The organism is Sphingobacterium sp. MAE, from assembly GCF_056711605.1.
Genome location: NZ_CM160044.1, coordinates 2,602,945 through 2,624,667, shown reverse-complemented (window position 1 = coordinate 2,624,667; position 21,723 = coordinate 2,602,945). Strand labels below are relative to the sequence as shown.

General features: G+C 37.0%; 20 protein-coding genes. 11 read left to right on the top strand and 9 right to left on the bottom strand.

Annotated elements, in window-relative coordinates:
* Nucleotides 1-56: 56 nt before the first annotated feature.
* Together AC06G9_RS11115 and AC06G9_RS11110 are read right to left on the bottom strand one after the other, a co-directional pair.
* The gene (locus AC06G9_RS11115) at nt 57-506 is read right to left on the bottom strand and encodes a cold-shock protein (RefSeq protein ID WP_021188224.1); all 450 of its coding nucleotides are present in this window, start codon (nt 504-506) and stop codon (nt 57-59) included.
* 224 nt (nt 507-730) lie between these two features.
* Nucleotides 731-1,294 carry a YqgE/AlgH family protein gene (locus tag AC06G9_RS11110; RefSeq protein ID WP_045752571.1) on the bottom strand — a complete coding sequence of 188 codons (564 nt, stop codon included), beginning with the start codon at nt 1,292-1,294 and terminating at the stop codon, nt 731-733.
* Between the two features lie 130 nt (nt 1,295-1,424).
* On the opposite strand from AC06G9_RS11110, the gene pdxH reads away from it, so the two are divergent.
* The 5 genes from pdxH to ruvB all read left to right on the top strand — a co-directional run bounded on the left by pdxH (nt 1,425) and on the right by ruvB (nt 5,803).
* Entirely contained in the window at nt 1,425-2,078 is a 654-nt protein-coding gene (pdxH, locus tag AC06G9_RS11105; RefSeq protein WP_045752570.1) for a pyridoxamine 5'-phosphate oxidase, read from the top strand.
* A gap of 4 nt (nt 2,079-2,082) precedes the next feature.
* Nucleotides 2,083-2,574 carry an NADH-quinone oxidoreductase subunit C gene (locus tag AC06G9_RS11100; RefSeq protein WP_045752569.1) on the top strand — a complete coding sequence of 164 codons (492 nt, stop codon included), beginning with the start codon at nt 2,083-2,085 and terminating at the stop codon, nt 2,572-2,574.
* A 23-nt stretch (nt 2,575-2,597) separates the two neighbouring features.
* Nucleotides 2,598-3,794, top strand: coding sequence for an NADH-quinone oxidoreductase subunit D (locus tag AC06G9_RS11095; protein ID WP_480958157.1), 1,197 nt, complete (start codon nt 2,598-2,600; stop codon nt 3,792-3,794).
* A 239-nt stretch (nt 3,795-4,033) separates the two neighbouring features.
* Nucleotides 4,034-4,759, top strand: coding sequence for a polyprenol monophosphomannose synthase (locus tag AC06G9_RS11090; RefSeq protein WP_480958156.1), 726 nt, complete (start codon nt 4,034-4,036; stop codon nt 4,757-4,759).
* A 21-nt stretch (nt 4,760-4,780) separates the two neighbouring features.
* On the top strand, nt 4,781-5,803 hold the full coding sequence (gene ruvB / locus AC06G9_RS11085; RefSeq protein ID WP_045752566.1) for a Holliday junction branch migration DNA helicase RuvB: 1,023 nt from the start codon (nt 4,781-4,783) through the stop codon (nt 5,801-5,803).
* A 71-nt stretch (nt 5,804-5,874) separates the two neighbouring features.
* Here the strand turns inward: ruvB and AC06G9_RS11080 are convergent, their stop codons facing one another.
* The 3 genes from AC06G9_RS11080 to AC06G9_RS11070 form a co-directional block, all read right to left on the bottom strand.
* The gene (locus tag AC06G9_RS11080) at nt 5,875-6,426 is read right to left on the bottom strand and encodes a hypothetical protein (protein ID WP_248753678.1); all 552 of its coding nucleotides are present in this window, start codon (nt 6,424-6,426) and stop codon (nt 5,875-5,877) included.
* A gap of 3 nt (nt 6,427-6,429) precedes the next feature.
* A complete protein-coding gene (locus AC06G9_RS11075) occupies nt 6,430-8,916 on the bottom strand; it encodes a S9 family peptidase (protein ID WP_480958155.1) in 2,487 nt (828 codons plus the stop codon).
* Nucleotides 8,917-9,005: 89 nt separating this feature from the next.
* A complete protein-coding gene (locus tag AC06G9_RS11070; protein WP_045755241.1) occupies nt 9,006-10,424 on the bottom strand; it encodes an ATP-dependent DNA helicase in 1,419 nt (472 codons plus the stop codon).
* Between the two features lie 93 nt (nt 10,425-10,517).
* Between AC06G9_RS11070 and AC06G9_RS11065 the strand changes: the two genes are divergently transcribed.
* The 3 genes from AC06G9_RS11065 to coaD are packed head-to-tail and all read left to right on the top strand — an operon-like array spanning nt 10,518 to nt 12,322.
* Nucleotides 10,518-11,315, top strand: coding sequence for a DUF3822 family protein (locus AC06G9_RS11065; protein ID WP_293925862.1), 798 nt, complete (start codon nt 10,518-10,520; stop codon nt 11,313-11,315).
* Nucleotides 11,306-11,839: a 16S rRNA (guanine(966)-N(2))-methyltransferase RsmD gene (rsmD, locus tag AC06G9_RS11060; protein ID WP_094772141.1), complete on the top strand. Its 534-nt coding sequence runs from the start codon at nt 11,306-11,308 to the stop codon at nt 11,837-11,839. The genes AC06G9_RS11065 and rsmD overlap by 10 nt, the downstream gene beginning before the upstream one ends.
* A gap of 3 nt (nt 11,840-11,842) precedes the next feature.
* The gene (coaD, locus tag AC06G9_RS11055) at nt 11,843-12,322 is read left to right on the top strand and encodes a pantetheine-phosphate adenylyltransferase (protein WP_480958154.1); all 480 of its coding nucleotides are present in this window, start codon (nt 11,843-11,845) and stop codon (nt 12,320-12,322) included.
* A 272-nt stretch (nt 12,323-12,594) separates the two neighbouring features.
* Here the strand turns inward: coaD and AC06G9_RS11050 are convergent, their stop codons facing one another.
* Nucleotides 12,595-12,843 carry a hypothetical protein gene (locus AC06G9_RS11050; protein ID WP_248753681.1) on the bottom strand — a complete coding sequence of 83 codons (249 nt, stop codon included), beginning with the start codon at nt 12,841-12,843 and terminating at the stop codon, nt 12,595-12,597.
* An 83-nt stretch (nt 12,844-12,926) separates the two neighbouring features.
* A complete protein-coding gene (gene gdhA, locus AC06G9_RS11045) occupies nt 12,927-14,258 on the bottom strand; it encodes an NADP-specific glutamate dehydrogenase (RefSeq protein WP_045752559.1) in 1,332 nt (443 codons plus the stop codon).
* A 169-nt stretch (nt 14,259-14,427) separates the two neighbouring features.
* On the opposite strand from gdhA, the gene AC06G9_RS11040 reads away from it, so the two are divergent.
* The 3 genes from AC06G9_RS11040 to AC06G9_RS11030 all read left to right on the top strand — a co-directional run bounded on the left by AC06G9_RS11040 (nt 14,428) and on the right by AC06G9_RS11030 (nt 20,487).
* Complete coding sequence (locus AC06G9_RS11040) at nt 14,428-14,742, top strand: DUF6660 family protein (RefSeq protein ID WP_248753682.1); 315 nt, start codon at nt 14,428-14,430, stop codon at nt 14,740-14,742.
* Between the two features lie 91 nt (nt 14,743-14,833).
* Entirely contained in the window at nt 14,834-19,246 is a 4,413-nt protein-coding gene (locus tag AC06G9_RS11035; RefSeq protein WP_480958153.1) for a CusA/CzcA family heavy metal efflux RND transporter, read from the top strand.
* A 5-nt stretch (nt 19,247-19,251) separates the two neighbouring features.
* On the top strand, nt 19,252-20,487 hold the full coding sequence (locus AC06G9_RS11030; protein WP_480958152.1) for an efflux RND transporter periplasmic adaptor subunit: 1,236 nt from the start codon (nt 19,252-19,254) through the stop codon (nt 20,485-20,487).
* Nucleotides 20,488-20,577: 90 nt separating this feature from the next.
* On the opposite strand, the gene AC06G9_RS11025 is transcribed toward AC06G9_RS11030, so the two are convergent.
* Both AC06G9_RS11025 and AC06G9_RS11020 read right to left on the bottom strand, forming a co-directional pair.
* Nucleotides 20,578-20,910 carry a HopJ type III effector protein gene (locus AC06G9_RS11025; protein ID WP_045752556.1) on the bottom strand — a complete coding sequence of 111 codons (333 nt, stop codon included), beginning with the start codon at nt 20,908-20,910 and terminating at the stop codon, nt 20,578-20,580.
* A gap of 40 nt (nt 20,911-20,950) precedes the next feature.
* On the bottom strand, nt 20,951-21,481 hold the full coding sequence (locus AC06G9_RS11020; protein WP_094772136.1) for a YceI family protein: 531 nt from the start codon (nt 21,479-21,481) through the stop codon (nt 20,951-20,953).
* Nucleotides 21,482-21,723: the final 242 nt, after the last annotated feature.

Below are 21,723 nucleotides of genomic sequence, written 5' to 3'. Positions count from 1 at the left end.
CACAAAAAAGGGATTTAATTACTTAAATCCCTTTTTTTGATATACAACGGTCAATGTTATTTTTGCAATTTAACATTAACGGCATTCATACCTTTTAATCCTTTTTCTGTTTCAAAAGTAACTTTATCATTCTCCTTAACAGCGTCAATTAGACCATTAACGTGGAAAAATATTTTATCCTGAGTTTTGAGATCACGGATGAAACCAAAACCTTTATCAGTATTGTAAAAATTCACAATACCTGATTTTATTAAATCTTCTGGATTTGCTTCATATTTAGCAGTTGATATCGCGATATCTTCTACATTAATTTTTGTTTTTTTCGTTGGATCAGGAGGTGTTGAAGTTATATTTCCATATTCATCGACATAAACAAACATTTCTTCTAGACTTTTACCTTTATCGGTATTGTTCTTTCTTTCTTCTTTCTTTTGTTCCTTATCTTGTTTCTTTTTTAACTTCTTTTTCTCTTTTTCTTTTTTGCTAAAACTTTCTGAACTACTCATTTATTTATTTAAAATTAATATTAAACCATATTAAACTACTCAATTTTTAGCAGTTTAATTAAACAAAAATCATCGCATTAAATAAATTCAAAGGTGAAAGCCATATCTCGAATTAAGAAAAATTGATATGTTTTAAAACGTAAGGACTCTGCTTAATGACACAAATATACTAAAAATTAGTGAATATTATATTTTATTCATAAAAAATCCGACAAAATAACAATTTAATTTAAGCTTGGTGATTGTGGAAAATTTGCTACATGAGCATACTTAGCTCCCAGACTGATAACAGCCTCTTTCCAAAGTAGTTCCGTGTCCTTTTCAAACACTAAAGCTGTTGGAAATTTATTTTGAACAGCCCAACTGTTTACGTTAATTTCTGCGTCTAATTGTGCTGGCTGCCAGCCAGAATAGCCTAAGAAAAATTTCACTTCATCCTCTTTGATTTTTCCTTCATTGATCAATGAAAATAGTAATTCTGGGTCTCCTCCAAAATAGATATTTTCACGGATTTCATCACCACTTAGTAGAAGATCAAACCGCGAGTGGATGAAAAATAATTCATTTTGTGCCACAGGTCCACCGATATGAAGCGGAAATGTGCATGTTGCCATTTCTTTAACAAGGTCTCCAACACAGCCTACCACTTTTTTATTGAGAATAAACCCTAGGGTTCCTTCATGATCATGATTGCACAACAAAATGACCGATCGCTCGAAGTCGGTGTCGAGCATAAAGGGTTCAGATATTAGTAAACAGCCTGTTTGTGGATCAAGTTCGTTAAACATTTTCGTTATAAATTAGACTTATAGTACAATAAAATTAATGCCAAAGTCATTTTGCTGATTAATTTATACTAGATTAGTCGATAAAAATAAGTGAATTTAGTATGTTTGTGACATACATAAATTTAAAGTCATGGCAATCGAACACAAAGATATTGCCGCTATCCGACAAGATTATGCATTGGGTAATCTAAGTGAAAGCGACGTTAGCAACGATCCTTTAGTGCAATTTGAAAAATGGTTTAACGAAGCTATTCATAGTGAGGTGCTTGAAGCCAACGCAATGGTTTTATCCACAGTGGGAGAGTTTGCTTTACCTTCATCACGGATTGTATTATTAAAAGATCTGAAAAATAATGGATTTAGTTTTTTTACAAACTTCAATAGTCGCAAAGGTATAGAAATGTTTGGCAACCCACATGTGGCAGCATTATTTTTCTGGCCAGAACTGCAGCGTCAGGTGCGTATTGAAGGATTAATAGAAAAGCTTCCAGCAGAAGATTCGGACGAATATTTTCAATCTAGACCCAAAGGAAGTCGCATTGGTGCTTTAGCATCACCACAGAGTGAAACCATTCCCAATCGTTCTTTTTTAGAGGGAAGAGTAGCAGATCTTGAAAAGCAATTTGAAAATCAAGAATTGGTACCTCGACCAGAGTTTTGGGGCGGTTACTTAATTAAGCCACTATATATCGAATTTTGGCAAGGTCGCTCTAGTCGTCTACACGATAGAATTGCTTTCCAAAAAGTTTCTGATTCTTGGAAAATAATACGCTTAGCACCTTAGTATCATGAATACGCAAGAAATTTCAACTCTAATCGTTTCCAGATTCGGACAACATGCTATTGAAAAGATTGAGGAGACGGGGCTTCAGCCAGCACTGTTTGTTCAAGTCGATCTTTTAGAAGATATCTGCTTTTATTTACGGGACGAAGAAGGATTATATTTTGATTTTTTAAACAATATCTCGGCAGTTGACCTCCATGAAAATGGATTTTTAATCACCTATCACCTAACATCTATTCCTTATTTACATACCTTGGTGTTGAAGGTGTTAATCGAGAATGATCGAGATGAAGCACATCTGCCAGAGGTTCCATCCGTGTCGGCCGTATGGAAAACAGCAGATTGGCATGAACGCGAAGCATTTGATCTGATGGGCATATTTTTTACCAATCATCCTGATCTCCGGCGTATCTTACTTCCTGACGATTGGGAAGGCTACCCCTTAAGAAAAGATTATCAAGATCCTGAAAGTTATCATGGAATCAAAATTAAATAAATAAGAACTCGATAACAACAAATATGTCGAATACGAAATATACTGCTGCTTTAGAAAAATATGAACAACATCTAGCAAGTATTGGCTCTCAGGAAATGATTATAAATATGGGGCCTCAACATCCTTCCACGCACGGTGTGCTTCGATTGCAGTTGATAACTGATGGTGAAATCGTAAAAGAGGTTATTCCGCATTTGGGTTATTTGCATCGGTGTTTTGATAAACATGCCGAATCCATGAACTATGGAAAGAGTATTCCGTTTACAGATCGGTTAGACTATTTATCGTCGATGAATAATAGCCATGCATTTGTAATGGGAGTAGAAAGAATGTTGGGTATCGCCGATAAAATTCCAAAAAGAGTAGAATATATACGTGTATTGGTCTGCGAACTTAACCGCATCGCCTCACATTTGATCGGAATAGGGACATACGGTATCGATATTGGTGCATTTACACCATTTATGTGGTGTTTTAGAGATCGGGAACATATCATGAATATGCTGGAATGGGTATCCGGTTCACGTATGTTGTACAATTATATTTGGGTGGGAGGTTTATTTTACGATCTACCTGTAGGTTTCGAACAGCGATGTGCCGAATTTATCACCTATTTTAAACCAAAATTGGTAGAACTTGATCAATTATTGACCGAAAATCAAATCTTTATATCCAGAACAGCTAACATTGGTATATTGCCAGCCGATGTTGCCATTAATTATGGTGTATCGGGGCCCATGTTAAGAGCGTCAGGAATAAAATGGGATCTCAGGAGAATCGATGCCTATTCTGCCTATCCAGAGATTGATTTTGAAATCCCAATCGGAAAAGGAGAGATGGGATCAGTGGGCGATTGTTGGGACCGTTATAAAATACGTGTTGATGAAGTAAAAGAATCAGTAAAGATCATTGAACAATGTTTGGAAAGACTAGTAAAAGATTTTCCACGCACCAATACGTTTGACCCTAGGACTTTAGTGCCTAAAAAAGTAAATTTAAAAGCACAAGATTATTATGTACGAGCAGAAAATCCGAAAGGTGAATTAGGGTTTTACTTCGTCACTCAAGAGAAGTCTGATATCCCCAAAAGAGTGAAAGCACGTGGCCCCAGTTTTAATAATCTTTCTGTATTACCTGAATTGGGCAAAGGAACACTGATAGCAGACCTCATCGCCATATTGGGTTCTATGGATATCGTACTGGGCGAGGTGGATCGTTAATTCGGGACTTTGTAATTTTTATGTTATGAACAGGCAGAAAAACGCAAATTCTTTGCTTGGTAAAACCTTTTATCATATATTTGTAGTCTCATAATTTAAGTTTATAATTGGTTAATAAAAGTCCGCTATTGCAAAATAGTGGACTTTTTTATTTTTGATATACACCTATTATTGACATCAAAGTCCAATCAAAATCCCAATATAATTAGTAACTTTACCCCATACAAAATGTTTTTAAAGTGTCCGATAGTTTAGTTATCATACCTACATACAACGAGAAAGAAAATATCGAAAAGATAATTCGTAAAGTATTTTCGCTCGCTGTACCATTTCATATTTTAATCGTTGATGACGGTTCGCCAGATGGAACTGCACAGATCGTGCGATCTTTGCAGGCAGAGTTTGTAGGACGATTATTTATCGAAGAACGCATTGGGAAATTAGGATTGGGTACAGCCTATATCCACGGGTTTAGATGGGCTCTGGAACGCCATTATGAATTTATATTTGAAATGGACGCAGACTTTAGTCATAATCCCGATGATCTGATACGTTTAAGACAAAGCTGCATAGATGGATCAGATATGAGTATTGGATCGCGTTATATTAAAGGAGTAAATGTTGTCAATTGGCCGATGAATAGGGTGTTGATGTCTTACTTTGCTTCCGTATATGTGCGATTTATTACAGGGATCAATATTCAAGATGCAACAGCTGGTTTTGTCTGTTTTAGGAGGAGAGTTTTGGAGCGGATACCTCTGGATAAAATTAAATTTGTAGGTTATGCGTTTCAAATTGAAATGAAATTTACAGCAATCCAATATGGCTTCAAGGTTGTAGAAGTTCCTATAATCTTTACAGATCGTACCGAAGGAACATCAAAAATGAGTACAAGTATTTTTAAAGAAGCTTTTTTTGGCGTTATCCAACTGAAAATTTCAAGTTGGACGCGAAAATATAATTAAATCTAAGAAAGGGAAGCGTAAATGAATGAGCACTTAGATCCGAATGCGGAGAATTTAAATCATACGGATCGGGATATCGAACGTGTATTGCGTCCGCAAGTATTTGAAGATTTCACTGGGCAGGAGAAAATTTTAGAGAATCTTAATATTTTCGTTAAGGCTGCTAAATTAAGAGGCGAGTCCTTGGACCACGTTTTACTTCATGGCCCTCCAGGTCTAGGTAAAACAACACTCTCCAATATCATAGCCAATGAGATGGGAGTAGGCATCAAGATCACGTCAGGGCCTGTGCTGGACAAACCAGGAGATTTGGCCGGTCTATTGACCAATCTTGAAGAAGGTGACGTGCTATTTATTGATGAGATCCATCGTTTAAGTCCAATTGTGGAAGAATACCTGTATTCGGCTATGGAAGACTTTAAGATCGATATCATGCTAGAAACTGGACCTAATGCGCGTTCAGTACAAATATCACTAAATCCATTCACATTAATTGGAGCAACGACACGGTCAGGACTATTAACATCTCCTTTACGAGCGCGTTTTGGGATCAATGCACGCCTACAATATTATGACGTCAAACTATTGACCACTATTGTATTGAGGTCTGCAGATATACTTAAAACACCAATCAGCGATGAGGGTGCTTATGAAATAGCACGTAGAAGTAGGGGAACACCACGTATCGCCAATGCCCTTTTAAGAAGAACACGAGATTTTGCCCAGATCAAAGGGACAGGCTCTATTGAACGGGAAATTGCCAAATATGCGTTGAATGCATTAAATGTGGATGAAAATGGCTTAGATGAAATGGATAATCGCATTTTAAGTACCATTATCGACAAATTTAAAGGTGGACCTGTCGGTTTAAAAACAATTGCCACCGCAGTCGGTGAAGACGAGGGAACTATTGAAGAGGTGTATGAACCTTTCTTGATTCAAGAGGGTTATCTTATGCGTACATCAAGAGGGCGTGAATGTACAGAAGCCGCTTTTAGACATCTCGGTAGAGCATATGCCCATAAGGGAAATACGCTTTTTTAAAATCTCTCTTTTGTCATGATATAGGTTGGATATGATCAAGCAATATCGTGATCGAAATGTGCATATCAGCACTATTTTTTATGCTTTTTTAAAATCTTTAAACTCCGGCTTTTAATAGCTGGAGTAGGATTTATGCGAAGTAAGTATTCGACTTGTGTGTACAGCTCCTCTTTTATCCAAGGATATCTGACGCGCAGTTGATCTAAAATATCCATGCAATTTGTAAGTACAGCAATAGGGCAGGAAGGGTCAATTAACCAACTGAAAGACACATGGATTATAATGTCATATTCCACATCATCCAATTGGATAGCTGTCGCTTTAGGGGAAGTGAGGTGCATGAGAACTTTAGTATAGCTTCTAGCACAACTCCAGTTATTCAGGGTACTTAAGTTTTGGATAAGCAGGGTAGAGATGTTTTTGTCTAACAGCTTTTTGTCTTTCAGTACAATCGTTTCAAATATCCAAGCACTCCGAAAAGCAAGTTGCTTATCTTCCTGATACATCGATAGCTCCAATAAGTCGATCAAAGAAAGTCCTTGTAATATATTCAAAGAAAAATCCGCTACCTGATACTGGGTATAGATAGCGGAAAAAATTTCTAATTTTTGTTTTGTTATCATTGATTATCTACTCAATGGTATTTCTCTATTTATTTCCATCATATTGACCTCTTTGATTTTTGAATCACCGATCAGGTACTCGGAAAAGTAATCGCCCATTTTCCAGAAGAAATATTCCGTCATATCACCAAATCCGTGACGTTGACCTGGCAATAATAAGAAGTCGAATCGCTTATTGGCTTTGATCAATGCGTTGACCATTCGGATTGAATTGGCTGGGTGAACGTTATTGTCAATATCGCCAGTTGCGATTAATAACTTACCTTTCAAATTTTTTGCTAAATCAGTATTTTTATCGATCTGATAAGTAAAAGTCGTATCCCCTTTGGCACTAACTTTTTCTGTAACCCCATGATGTCTTTCGCTCCACCATCTGTTATAAATGTTATTTTCATGGTTTCCAGCACCAGAAACGGCTACTTTAAAAAAGTCAGGATATACCAGCATGGCTGCTGTGGACATAAAACCTCCACCAGAGTGTCCCGTGATACCGACACGGTTGATGTCGATAAATTTGTAACGATCGGCCAATTGTTCGGCTGCAGCCTTTTTATCCTCCAGTCCATAATCTCTTAAGTTTCCATAACCAAACGTATGGTACCATTTTGATCTTGCTGGATGTCCACCACGGTTACCCACAGTGATGACAATCATACCAAATTGAGCTAATCGGTCGATCCTGTCCATACTTCTGCCAAATGATTGATTGACAGCCTCCGTTTGTGGCCCTGGATAGATGTATTCTACGATTGGATACGTTTTTGTGCTATCAAAATCAAATGGTTTATACATCACGCCATATAGGTCTGTGATACCATCGCCAGCTTTAACTTTAAAAGGTTGTGGAAATTTATATCCAGCAGCAAATAGTAAGGAGAGGTCGGCCTTCTCTAAGGTCATTATTTTTTTTCCATTGGTTTGATACAATGCGATTTCAGGAATGCTATTTACCCTAGAAAAATTATTCACAAAATAACGAGAACTTTCACTGACATCAACTTGGTGATCAAAGTTACCTGGATTTAATAATTTCAGATTTGCTCCATTAAACCCTACACTATAATGATGCAAATAATAGGGGTCTTCATTTTGCTCTTTACCATTTGCCGTAAAGTACAAGGTCCTTGCCGCCATATCAGATCCCGTAATCTCTTCACAATTGAAAGAACCACTGGTCACTTGTTGTTTCAGGTTGCCTTGGCTATCGTATAGATAAAAATGACCCCATCCATCGCGTTGTGACCAGTGGATAAACTCTGTACCATTATTGATCAATAATGGTTTTTTGATATCTTGATAAACGTTGGATCTTTCCTCTACCAATACTTGAGTTGAACCATCTATATTTACTTTAACCAAGTCGATACGTTTTAAGTCGCGACTAGATCGAGCAAGATAAAAAGCATCATTTGTTCCTAACCAGTAGTTGATAAAGTAATCACCTTTATAGCTATTTTTGTCAACATTTTTTGACCAGTTACTTAAAGTCTGATTTTTAAAAGCTCCAATTTTTATTTGTTTATACGATTTATCAGAAGCGTTAAAAACAAATAACTGCGTCTCCGTAGAATCCGTCTCACCAGGCATCTGATATTTATAAGTCTCCAAAGTCGGACGTTTACTGCCTACATTATTGATAACCCATAGGGGATTTAGGCTTCTATTGTCTTTACGCGTAATCACGAAGTGTTTTCCATCAGGAGACCAGTTCATCCATACACGTTTACGTTTAACAATATCGTCGTCCTTTTTATCATCACCTGTTGTGGTGCTGTATTCATCACCAGCCCAGGCATAATATTGAACCCCATCCTTCGTGATTTGATGTTCTATGATCGTACTGTCTTTTTCATTTTTAACAGCTTTTTCATAATTGGCGCGATCCATCCAGAATAGATTGAAATCCTTTGCAAAATAAATCGTATTGGTGTCAGGAGAGAAGGTAGCCCAAGATAATGCTTGTTTCTCTTTTGTTTTATCACTTAGCTCCCTAACTTTTTGTGTAGCCAGATCGTATTCCAAGAAGAAGATTTTCTTTTTTAACGTATCCGTCTTTACTTTCAACTTTTCAATCTCTTCTTTAGATTTCACGGTATCTTTGGTACTTGCAACTTCAAATCTAATTTTCTTTTCATCTTTTGTAAACTTTAGATTTTGAAGTGTAAGATGCTGTGCGTCAAATGGGTTTTTTACGATTTTGGTAATTTGGGCAGCTAGCTTTTCATTATCAAAAAGGACTTCCTTTTTATTGGTAGCAGGATCTACTAAATACCAGTTTTTACCCTGAGGAGTAGTAAAATCATACCAAAATCGATCGGTAAAATTAATCCAATTGGGTTTAATTGTTGTCGAGAAGATCATTTTCTTAAGCTTCTCAGGCGAAAATTTAGCCGCCAATTGATAATTTGCTTTAGGAGGAGGGGTTGATTCTTGTGCTGTTGCATAAAAAGATAGCAGCAACAGGCTTAAGAATAAGTAAATTTTATTCATTCTTTAGTTTTATATGTATAATAAACTCAAAAGTATTAAGTAATCGCATAAGAAAGAAGTAAGTCTTGTAAAATTTTAGTTAATGACCCTTAAGAAAAGAATTTTTCATTAAAATTTACTAAAAATAGCTCTTCTGTGGCCCGTGTTATACCCGTATAAAGCCATCTTAAAAATTCTGTTGTCAACATTTCATCCGTCAAATAGCCTTGATCCACAAAAACAGCAGGCCATTGGCCACCTTGTGCTTTGTGACAGGTAATAGCAAAGGCAAATTTAATTTGCAACGCATTATAGTATGGATCCTTCTTGATGGCTTCTAGGCGATCTTGCTTCAGAAATATATCTTCATAATCGAGAGCTACCGCCTCATACAGCTTTTTTTGATCTTCATATGGAAGATTAGGACTATCGGTATATAAACTATCCAAGATAACACGACAAGTGATAGGCTCTTGATGTTGGGTATCCATAAATTCAATGGTGATATCCGCAAACCGAAAACCATGCTGTTCGTGGACATTGCTCACCTTTCTTATTTTAGCCATATCACCATTTGCAATAAAACCATTCTCGACACCATTATCTTGTAGCCAGAAATAATTGTTGCGGACCACCATAATATGATCACCTCCCGTGATCTCTTCATCGCGAAATAAAATTTGATTGCGGATATGTTGATTATACAAATTGGCTGACTTATTGGAACGGCAGATTATCATCGTATTTTCAATCCCAAACTTATCATAAGCGTAATTAATACCTTCAATTAAACGTTCGCCTGTCATGCGATAAATATCTTTAAATCCATTTGTTATAAACTTTGGAAAAGGGTAGGTACCCTCCAGTTCTTCCAAGTTTATTTCTTGCCTGATCTTTGTCGCATTGAATAAAATACCCGAATCCTTTTGTTGTCGGACGACGTCGGTCAACTCGAACGTGTAAGGATGAAAATAGAATTCATTTTCGAGGTAAGCTGGATTGAGAGCGGGACTTTCCCATAGTCCTACTGGTGGTAGCTGAGCCGTATCGCCCACAAACATAATTGAACAATGCTTACCGCTACGTACGTATCTAACCAGGTCGTCGAGTAAACTTTTTGAAAACATATTAACGCTTTCATTTGAGATCATTGACGATTCATCAATAATAAACAACGTGTCTTCGTGCAAGTTTTCAGCTAATGTAAAATCAAGTTGAAAAGAAATCGCATTTTTCTTACGGTATATTTTTTTATGGATAGTAAGGGCAGGTCTACCGGAATAGAAACTCATTACTTTGGCGGCACGTCCTGTAGGAGCTAGTAAAACTGCCTTTTTCTTAATGTAAGGCAATGTTTTGACCAAAGAGGAGATGATGGTGGTCTTACCTGTACCCGCATAGCCTTTTAAGACAAAACAATCTTGCGTGTGAAAGGAACTCAAAAATTGAGCTAACAATTCAAACACAGAATTTTGCTGTGGAGTTGCTGTCCAAGGAAAGCGTTGGATTAATAAATCTTTAATAAGCACCATCAAAGTTATCTAAAAGGTTTGTCTTATCGTTTAGAAAAGTTAATTTTGTTAGGTTGTACAATTTAAAAATTGAATTTGGAAAGCATACATATGAATTATATCTCTGAGGACTTCAATATCCATTTTTTGCCAGAATATACCTTATCGGCAAAAGCAGGTTTTAGCAAAGACGTTATTACAGTAACCGATAAGGAGTTAAACCTGAATCTCTTACTGGAATATGATGCTGAAAATCCAAAATTGGAAGCCACTCAAATTTTGAGCTTACCCTTTCGATTTGTCAAAGTGGTAATACCGCACCAAAGTTTAACCTTTATTCCAAAAGAAGTTTTTCAAGAGGATCGCTTAAGTGACTATGCACCCTATCTCGTAGAGCATGTACCCAACCATATACACACCTATGAGATGAAAAATCTAGGTATTGTAGCAGTATTTGAATACGACTTGATTTTATACAACAGATGGAAAGCTTTATTTCCAGATGCTCAAATCTTTCCTGAATTTTGTATTATACTTGATCAGGCCCAAGATCTGGTACCCATTAGAGGATCGGTCCTTGGTGTGCATTTTGTATCTGACCATTTGGTAGACCTGTATGTATTTCAAAACGGACAATTCATCTTATACAATTCTTTTGACGTTTATTTTGCTGAAGACCTAAATTACTATATTCTAAATATTTTACAACAGTTTTCTTTGTCTGAAAAAGTATCTAAAGTATTGATATCTGGAGATATACCAAACGACAGTTATATGAAATGTTTAGAAAGATATTCTTATAATGTAGCCTACTTATCATCAAAAAGTAAGGTTCATATTAATCATGAGAGCGACGACATTAATTTAAAAAATTATAACACATTATTTGACGCGATACTATGCGAATAATAGGAGGACAATATGGTGGTATACGTCTTAATCCACCCACAAACTTACCCGTAAGACCAACGACGGATATCGCAAAGGAAGCACTGTTTAATATCTTACAAAACCGTCTAGATTTTGACGAGTTAACTTGTCTTGATTTATTTGCTGGTACCGGTAATATTAGTTTTGAACTCGCGTCTCGGTATGCACATGCTGTAGAATCAATCGATTTACACTTCAAATGTGTACAATACATTGCCGAAACGGCAAAAAAGATGAATATTTCAAGTATAAAAGCTAAAAAAGCTGATGTCTTTAAGTATATCCAAACCGCAAAGCACAAGTTTGACTTTATTTTTGCAGATCCTCCATACGATATTCCAAAATTACCTCAGCTAGCACATCTGATATTGGAAAATGAGCTTCTCAATAAGGGTGGTTTATTAATTATTGAACATCCATCAACTAGAGAAATGGATCCACATCCAAATTTTGTCGAAAAAAGAAAGTATGGATATTCATCATTCTCATTTTATACGTGTTAAGTTATGAAAATTGCTGTTTTTCCGGGATCATTTGATCCATTTACATTAGCACATCAAGACCTTGTGGAACGCGCTGTACCTCTCTTCGATAAAATTTATATTGCAATTGGTGTCAATAGTGCTAAACAGGGATTGTTGACTGCAGCAGATAAGCTGGCAACCATACAAGCAGTTTTTAAAGATAGGTCAACCATTGAAGTTGTTTCTTTTGAAGGGTTGACCATCAATTTCTGCCATAGAGTTGGAGCCAACTTTTTACTGAGAGGACTGCGAAATACTGCAGATTTTGAATTTGAAAACAGTATCGCACAAAACAACTTAATATTAGCTCCACACATCGAAACATACTTTTTAATGAGCAGGAGTGGACTCGCTCATATCTCTTCCACGATCGTTCGAGATGTCTGGAAAAATAAGGGTTCAATTGTCAATATGGTGCCTGCCATCATCAATGATTTTTTAAGAAATAAAGATTCACTGTAATCAATCTTATATCAAAATACTGAAAAAGGGTATCCAAATTTTGGATACCCTTTTTTATCTTAAAACAAAAATAATCATACACCAAATTATATTTTGTCATTGTATATAGTTTTTTGTTTTACAGCACTTTACGAGCTTTACCTATGGTTTAAATGTAGGCTTGGTCTCTAGATGGTCTACAAGCGCCCCAAAAGTGCCAAATAATATTTTGTTTCAAGCTTTATTGAATTCTAATCAATTGACAATAAGATAAATGTCGTGTTATCATTAAGTTAAGAATCATATCTCTCAAAGGCATTCAGGAAAGAGCTGCGCATGCCATTGAAGTGTTGAAGTACTTCTGTAATGAAGGCATCGTCAAGCAATTCGAAGACACCATTAACTCCCCCTACAATATCTGTTTCTGCAATCTTATAAGATTGTTCTAAGGTTCCCTGCTCAAATTTGATGATGAACTTTTGGTTCATACCAAATATAGATATCTTACAATCTGGATGTGGTAATTCTGCTAATATTCTCATGTTACTAATTTTTACAAAGTAAATAAAAAAACGGCTAATCCTATTGAAGGATTAACCGTTATATGGAAAAATAAAACGTAAAATTAGACAATCCCTTGTTCAGTCATTGCTCTAGCTACTTTCAAAAAGCCACCAATATTGGCTCCTTTTAGGTAGTTGATATAATCTTTATCATGTCCATATTTGACGCAAGTCTTATGAATATTGACCATAATATCTTTTAATTTGCAATCAACTTCTTCTTTCGTCCATTGTTGACGAATTGAGTTTTGCGACATCTCTAAACCAGAAACAGCTACACCACCTGCATTTGCAGCCTTTCCTGGTGCAAAACTAATTTTGGAGTCATGGAAAATTTTAATGGCCTCAGCTGTAGAAGGCATATTTGCACCTTCAGCAATACATTGACAGCCATTGGCAACTAAGGTAAGTGCATCTTCTTTTGTCAATTCATTTTGAGTAGCACATGGGAGCGCGATATCGCATTTAAATTCCCATGGTTTTTTATCCGTAAAATATTTTGCGTTCGGATATTTGATGATGTATTGATCCAAATCACGTCCGATAGTTCCGATATAAGCCAATTTTTCAGAAGTTATTCCATCTTCATCATAAAGCGTACCCTGACTATTGGATAAGGTAATTACTTTTGCACCTAGGTGTATCGATTTTTCAGCAGCATAATACGCTACATTACCCGCTCCAGATATTGCCACTACTTTATCTTTTAAATCTTGATTGTTGAAGTCATAGATACATTCAACAAAGTAAAGCAAGCCGTAACCCGTGGCCTCCGGTCTCGTATAGGAGCCACCCCACGCACTGCCTTTACCGGTTAACACACCCGTAAATGCATTTTGCAATCTTTTGTACTGTCCAAATAAATAACCAATTTCACGTGTACCAACACCGATATCACCAGCAGGCACATCTGTATCTGGACCAATATGTCTGAACAGCTCAGTCATAAAGCTCTGGCAGAAACGCATAATTTCAGCATCCGATTTTCCTTTAGGATTAAAATCAGCGCCACCTTTACCGCCACCTATAGGTAAGCCCGTCAAGCTATTTTTAAACACTTGTTCGAAAGCCAAAAATTTCAAGATACTCAGGTTTACCGATGGCGCAAATCGTAATCCACCTTTATATGGACCGATAGCACTGCTCATCTGAACACGGTAACCTCTATTGATCTCAACTTCGTTTTTATCGTTTAACCAAGCCACACGAAATGATATAACACGCTCTGGCTCAACTAATCTTTCTAAAATCTTCAGTTTAAGTAATTCTGGATGACTTTCAGAAATAAATGGAATTAAATCCTCTGTAACTTCTTGTACAGCTTGTAGAAATTCTGGTTCATTTGGATTGCGTTTCTCAACGTAATTGATGAATTCGTTAAAAGTATTTGACATGTATTATAGTAAATTTTTCCCTTTTGAATTGCTAATATATAAAAATTAAACATATTTCATTACATTTTTTTTATAAAACATAACCGTTACATGTGAAAATTAAAAAGGAGCCATTAATTTTGCGTTCTTAATTAATTTATTATTTTTGTACTATATTTAAATCCAGTACTTGAAGATATTTGTCTATATATTAAGCTTATATTTCATCGCATTGACGATGGTACCTTGTGCAGATCATGTACAAGAATCTTCTTTCGTACACACGACACAGTCCAAAGATATCCATCATAGTGAAGAAGAACATGTGGATTATTGTTCCCCATTCTGCATATGCGCATGCTGCTCTACAGTTTTAAACATAGCAGACAATACTATCTTTTCCTTTGTCACCGTATTATTGCAGTCAAAAGATGAAATTGCGTACGAAAGCATTTTTTATTCTTTTGATTACTCCAGCATCTGGCATCCGCCTCAACTCGGTTAACACTAGTTTTCTTAAAGTCTTAACAGACTAAATTTCATTCACTCATATTTTCAATGAGTATTTTTGTATCGCTATTTTTAAGTAGAATATTATGTTGAACGCAATCATCAAGTTCAGTATCCGTAATAAAATTATTATCGGACTCTTTACTTTGATATGGATCATCTGGGGGATATGGAGTGCCTTTCATATTCCTATAGATGCCAATCCAGATATAACGAATAATCAAGTACAGATCATAACCAGCTCACCTGCCTTAGCCACCCAAGAGGTGGAGCAGTTTGTCACTTATCCGATCGAACAAAAACTAACAAACTTGCCTGATCTCGTGGAACTACGTTCCATATCACGATTTGGGTTATCTGTCGTCACCGCAGTTTTTGACGACAATGTCAATATTTATTTCGCTCGCCAATTGATCAGTGAAAAACTGCAAGAAGCAAAGGAAAATATTCCAGAAGGTCTCGGAAGTCCAGAGTTAGCACCTATTAGTACCGGATTAGGCGAAATCTATCAATACGTCATCCATCCGGCAAAAGGAGCAGAGTCCAAATACTCCGCAGCAGATTTACGGACGATACAAGACTGGATCATCGCCAGGCAGCTCTATGGAACCCCTGGGGTAGCCGAAGTAAATAGTTTCGGAGGAAAGCTCAAACAATACGAAGTCGCTGTCAATCCATACAAACTAAAAGCAACAGGAGTCGGGATCAATGAGATCTTTTCCGCATTAGAACAGAATAATCAAAATACCGGAGGAGCCTATATTGACAATAAGCCAAGCGCATACTTTATCCGCGGCATCGGACTTTTGACATCCATGGAAGATATTGGCAATGTTGCTATAAAAAATAAAAATGGTTTCCCCATCTATATTAGAGATGTAGCAGAAGTACGTGAGGGCTCGGCCGTGCGCTACGGTGCACTTACTTACAATGGTGAAAAAGAAGCTGTAGGCGGTATCGTTATGATGCTCAAAGGCGAGAATTCAGCCGAAGTGGTAGCTGCTGTCAAGGAAAAGCTAGAGCGAATCAAGCAATCACTACCAAAAGATATCGTAGTAGAAGCTTTTTCTGACCGTACAGATTTAGTCAATCGTGCCATCGGTACAGTCGAGAAAAATTTGATTGAAGGTGCACTGATTGTTATTTTTGTTTTAGTCATCTTTTTAGGTAATCTACGAGCAGGACTGATTGTTGCCTCTGCTATACCATTGTCCATGCTCTTCGCACTAGGTATGATGCGTTTATTTGGAGTAAGCGCCAATTTAATGAGTCTAGGAGCCATAGATTTTGGACTTATCGTCGATGGAGCATTGATTGTTGTGGAAGCCACTATGCATCATTTAGGATTGAGAAAGACAAAACATGTACTGAGCCAAGTGGAGATGGATGAAGAAGTATATCAGTCATCTTCAAAAATTAGAAATAGTGCGGCTTTTGGTGAAATCATTATCCTGATTGTTTACATTCCCATATTAACACTTGTAGGTGTAGAGGGTAAAATGTTTGGACCGATGGCACAGACAGTGAGTTTTGCCATTATAGGAGCCTTAGTCTTGTCATTGACCTATATCCCAATGATGAGTGCATTATTTTTATCTAAAAAACCTCAGCACCAGATTACGTTCGCCGACAAAATGATGGCTAAACTGCAATTATGGTATACACCACTGGTGCAAAAAGCCGTCAGTATTAGAAAAACATTATTAATATTGACCTTGGCAATACTGGCTTTCTCAGGATTTCTATTCAGCAAGATGGGCAGTGAATTTATCCCTCAACTTCAGGAAGGAGATTACGCATTTCACTGTATCTTACCACAGGGATCCTCGCTTTCTCAAAGCATAGAAACTTCCATGCAGGCCGCTAAGATCATTAAAAAATTTCCAGAAGTCAAAATTGTGGTCGGTAAGACCGGTAGTGCCGAGATCCCGACAGATCCAATGCCTCCAGAGGCGACCGACATGATCATTACATTAAAACCCATGTCCGAGTGGAAATCAGGAGATACTTATACCGGGTTAGCAGACCGGATGTTGGATTCACTTTCAGTGATTCCAGGTGTATTCTTTGAAGCTTCTCAACCCATTCAAATGCGTTTTAATGAATTGATGACTGGAGTCCGACAAGATGTGGCGATTAAAATATTCGGAGAAAATATTGATAGTTTAGCAACTATCGCAAGTCGCGTAGGACAAGTAGTGCAAAGTGTCAATGGCGCTTCGGCTCCGCAGATCGAACGCACGACAGGGCTCCCGCAGATATCCATCATCTACAATCGGACACAGCTTGCCTTACATCATGTCACGGTCAATGAATTAAACAAAGTGATCGCCATGTCTTTTGCAGGGACAAGTACAGGATCAATATATGAAAACGAGCGCAAGTTTGATCTAGTTGTTCGCTTAGATAGCTCCTTTAAGACATCTATGGCAGATGTAGAAAATTTACCAATTTTGACAGGAGACGGTGATCAGGTTCCATTAAGTCAGCTTGCAACCATTACCATGAAGGATGGCCCTGCGCAGATCAGTAGGGAATCTGGAAAAAGACTAGTTGTCATCGGGTTTAATATAAAAGATCGTGATGTAACCTCCGTGGTCAATGAGATCCAAGAAAAGCTAACCAGCATGGATGTCATGCCCGCAGGGTATTATTATACCTTCGGAGGAACGTTTGAAAACCTCAATGCCGCCACAAAAAGATTGGCACTAGCCGTTCCAGGAGCTTTGTTACTTATTTTCATATTGCTTTATCTTACATTTCGGTCGCTCAAAGAGTCTTTATTAATTTTTACAGCAATACCAATGAGTGCCATTGGTGGCATCTTTGCACTTCTGATTCGAGATATGCCCTTTAGTATTTCTGCAGGTGTTGGGTTTATTGCCCTATTTGGAGTAGCAGTATTAAATGGCATTGTATTGATTTCTACATTCAATCAATTGGAAAAAGAAGGAATGACCGATGTATTTCAACGCGTGTGGGAAGGAACCAAAATTCGACTAAGACCTGTATTGATGACAGCTACGGTTGCATCTTTAGGTTTTTTGCCAATGGCTTTAAGTACTGGAGCCGGTGCCGAAGTACAGAAGCCACTTGCAACAGTCGTGATAGGCGGATTACTATCTGCAACATTTTTAACATTATTTATATTACCATGTCTATATGTGTTATTTTTTAATAGTAAAAAAATGAAAATCGGAAAATCAACCATCATCACGTCATTGGTCATACTATTCCTATCGTTTCCAAACATAATCCTTGCACAGAGCAATATAAAGCGCATACAAGGAAAATCAACCATCATCACGTCATGGGTCATACTATTCCTATCGTTTCCAAACATAATCCTTGCACAGAGCAATATAAAGCGGATACAATTAGAGGAAGCAATCACACAAGCCCTAAATGCCAACCTCAATTTTAAAAATACAGCACTGGAGCTTGAAAAATCACAGCTTGATCAACAAAGATCTTTTGATGGGAAAACAGGCGTATTTATTGAAAATGAAGATTTTTCACCATTAGAGCCAAATGGACTATGGAAAATTGGACTTAGTCAGGATTTTGCTTGGCCAGGTTTCTACAAGGCAAGAAAAGAGCTTCTAAGGAAAACCAGTCAAATGGTATCAGAACAGCGTGAAGATGCTCGAAAGCAATTGATCCGTGATGTATCTCTAAATTACTATCAGTTGGTCTATCTAGAAGCGCGGCAATTATTCTTTTCGCAACTCGATAGCACCCATCAAAAATTATATGAATCAGCAAAGCTACGTGTAAAAACAGGGGAGGCGGCAGGATTGGAGCAAATGGCAGCCGAAACGAAATGGCAGGAAAATAAAACCACTATGTTGCAAAATGAGCAAGATTTAGCTATTGCAGCGCAAAATTTTAGCGTTTTATTAAATGACAATTCCGTTATTCTACCTGTAAAAGAGTCTTTGCAAAAAATTAAAACTTCTCAACATCCGGATTCAATAGGAGAGCATCCCTTAATTAAAATACAGCAAAAATCAATAGAAATAGCTGAAGCCAACACAAAAATGGAAGCGCAGTCAAAATTGCCGGATTTTTCTGGAAGAGCATTCTCCCAAAGACTCTGGGGGCAGCGTAATCCTGTGACGGGAATTTCACTAACGATGAATGTACCTATGTTTTCAAATCAATATTATCAAAACAAAATCAAAGTAGCCGAACTGGAAACGGCAATAGAGAAACAAGAGCTGGAACAGTTAAAGATGAATCTTACAGCGCAAAAAAGCAATGCAAAAAAAGAAATCACCAAAAATGAAAAACAACTGCAGTTTTATGAACAATCCGGATTGAAACAATCCGAAGCCATCATGAAAGCCGCCAATTTAGCCTACCAGAGCGGCGAAATCAGTTATGCAGATCTTATTCAATTCTTTTCACAGTCCATTGATATCAAGATAAATTACCTAACAGCTTTGAATGCGTATAATCAAAGTGTGATTCAGTATCAATATTACCATTCAAATTAATAATTATGAAACTACATTTTTTAATTCGATATAGTTTATTTTTTGCGGGAAGCATTCTTGTAGCTTCTTGTCAAACAAATTCTTCAGAACACAAAGAAGTAATAGAAGAACATCAAGGGCATGATCACGAAGAAGAAGAGGCGCTAATGCTGACAGCAGCGCAGGAAAAGCAGATCGGAATCAGCTACACCACCTTATCCTACCAAATATTAAGCAATGGTCTTGTATTAAACGGCGTACTTGATGTCCCTAACGATAAAAAAGCATATGTGACATCCGTGTACGGTGGAGTGTTGGAAGAACTTTACGCGCGACCAGGAGATTTTGTTAAAAAAGGACAGGTACTAGGTAAGGTACTCAATCCCGATTTGATTAAAATGCAAGAACAGCTGCAATTGATTAACAATCAGATCTCGTTGACACAACTAGAACTCATTCGTCAACAGGAATTGGTAGAAGGTAATGCTGCACCTCTAAAAAAACTCCAACAAGTCGAGGTGGAGCTTGCCAATTTAAAAGCGCAGAAAAACAGCTTATCCAGACAATTGTCAGCCGGAGGAGGTTCTTTACAAATTTCATCCCAGATTACCATCAAAGCACCAATTTCAGGAGTGGTTGCGTCCATACAAGGATTGATCGGAACCCGCATAGAAGCTTCATCGCCAATTCTAGAAATTGTCAACAATGAAGCTTTGCATGTCGACATGTACGTCTATGAAAAGGATTTTTCAAAAGTCAAAAAGGGACAAAAAATTCTATTTTCACCTGTTAATAATGCCCATGTTTCTTATGAAGCACAGATCGATCAATTGGGACAGGCATTTGAAAAAGAAACAAATGCGATCGCCGTTCACGCGCAGGTCTTGGGTAACAAAGAAGGCCTTATCAATGGTATGCAAGTACAGGGAACAGTAGTCATCGGCGACGACAAGTCTCTAGCCGTACCCACAGATTGCATCGTTAGCACAGAAGGCAAAGACTACATATTCATCTTAAAAGAGGAGCATGCTGAACAGGAAAAAAATGCGACTACCACTACTAAAGAGGAGAGTCATGAAGGACATGATCACGGTAAGGACGGACATGAATATGAAAGAGTAGCTATAGTTAAAGGCGTGTCATCACGTGGTTTCACAGCTATAACGCCAATAAAAGAGCTAGATGAGCAGACCAAGATTGTTCAAAAAGGAGCATTTTTCTTATTGGCCAAAATGACAAATTCAGGAGAACATTCTCATTAATGCACGGTATCCAGATATCATTTCCGAGGAAAGCATTATGAAATAAATAGAGAAGCCATTAAGATAATTAATGGCTTCTCTATTATTATACTATTTTAGCGTCAAGGCAACGCCGCTGAACGATACACCATCCCAGCCATTCAACATAAACTGGCGTATATTTTGATGATCATCACCTTCAGGATCGTTTAAAACAGCTTCATAATGCTCAGCAAATAGAGCGAGTGTCTGCTCTTTATCCAAATTATTCAAGCTGGCAAAAGCCAAGATCTTTGCACTACCTTGATTTTCGGTCTCCTCGTTAACTTGATCTCCATTAGTAAATGCAGTAGGAGAGTGCTCATAACGAGCTGCTATATAAGCTAAAACATCAGAAAATACAATTTCTTTGTTCGCAAGACTTGCCAAAAGTTCGTGTGCCATTTTTATAAAATATTTAATTTACTGACGCAAAATAATAAATTTATTGTTCTTTATGCAGTAACAAATGAATTGATATATCAATGTCTTCATCAATCAATAGACTATTAGCCTCTAAAACAGAATTATACTTCATATCAAATTCCCAACGACTCACTTTACCAGTTACATCAAAAGAAATTCTTTCCATGCCATATTGATCCACGATCTGACCATTATAATCCACCTTCAATTCTACCAACTTGGTATGACCATGCATAGTCAAAAGACCCTCAAGCCTAAAAATTTCATCATTAATTTTTTTAAAAGTAGTTGATCTAAACGATATCGTAGGATACAATTCTGTGTCAAAAAAATCGGCACTTTTCAGATGTTTATCTCTTTCTTCGACATTTGTATTAATACTATTAGCATCAATAGTAAATTCTATAGCAGCATTTTCAAAATTATCATTCCATTCAGCAAAACCATGAAAAGTATTAAAACTACCTCTAATAGAAGCAATTACCAGATAAGTGATGCGAAACTGTACCGAGGAATGGGCTGAGTCTATAAGCCATTTTGTTTTTTTCATATGATTTACACTTTTATAAGATACATTGTTAGGTAAATTTAAGAAATAATATCATGATAGTCAACAGTATACAGTTTCATTCTTGAGTAAAAAAAATTGTAATAGAGTCATCTAAACAGAATAAAATGATGATTTATCCACATTTATTTTCAGATTTAAGAAGATTGGTTAAAGCAGGATTAAGGATTAAAATAAACACAATTACAAGCGTCCCAATCCACTAGATTATGTAAGAATAGTGC